This window comes from Buttiauxella sp. S19-1, from assembly GCF_022134725.1.
Classification (GTDB): Bacteria; Pseudomonadota; Gammaproteobacteria; order Enterobacterales; family Enterobacteriaceae; genus Buttiauxella; species Buttiauxella ferragutiae.
Genome location: NZ_JAHWLU010000263.1, coordinates 1 through 892 on the forward strand (window position 1 = coordinate 1; position 892 = coordinate 892).

Below are 892 nucleotides of genomic sequence, written 5' to 3' on the forward strand. Positions count from 1 at the left end.
TATTGTGTAGAATGTTTGGTAATGTATTAGCATTATTTTTAATAAGACTGGCATATTCTTGATAAATTATTCCAGAAAGAACGCCTGAATTACTAGGAAGACCGGTAAGCATTTCGAACTCAGCATTTGCCGTCCCACCACCATACAGAGGTGATTTCGCTCTAAATGTTTTGTATCCAGCATTCAATAATGGTTGAAAATAATCTTTAAAATTATCATTATCATACCAACAAGATTCACATAAAATGTAAATTATTGTTTTCGAACTAGCATCCACCGCAGAAGACTTACCACGGGAAAAATATTCCTTTTCTTCCCTTGATGCTGTGGGTATAGATTTTCTAACACTAGTTTGGATAAGATGCATAGGTAAGCCATGGGCGTTAACATTATATGGCCAATCCCATGAAAAATAGATAACATCATACTTTACACCTAAAAGATTTACTCTTTGAGCTATGGGATTTGTTTCACCTAAAATAGTTTTAAAATAAGCAGAAAATGAAAAAGGTATTGTTAGCATAAAAAGAGAAAATAGCAGCAAGTTATTTTTTCTTGAAGTAGGAAAGTTCCGCCCTAACATAAACAAAAAGAAACCAAGCACAATAAAAATAAATATCACCACACATGTTTCCTGGGTGATATATTTTATAGCAACCCCTAAATTCACTCCAGATAAAATGTCGTTAAATGATATAGGTTCTCCAGTAAACGAGATTTTTTTGTTATTTGCATAATTTAATATGCAAACCGCACCTAATATCAAGTATGTAGAAAATAATGCCGAACCACGCAATAATCTAATCAAGAAGTACACAAAAAACACAGGTGAAGAAAGCCATACAAAGCGGATCAATTCACGCTTACTCTCAAAATGGGATGTACCTGCCGC

Annotated in this window: 1 pseudogene; it reads right to left on the reverse strand. The window is 33.6% G+C overall.

The features are described 5' to 3' along the window. Positions 1 to 892, reverse strand: a pseudogene (locus tag MES37_RS24475) (LTA synthase family protein); the annotation flags it as partial.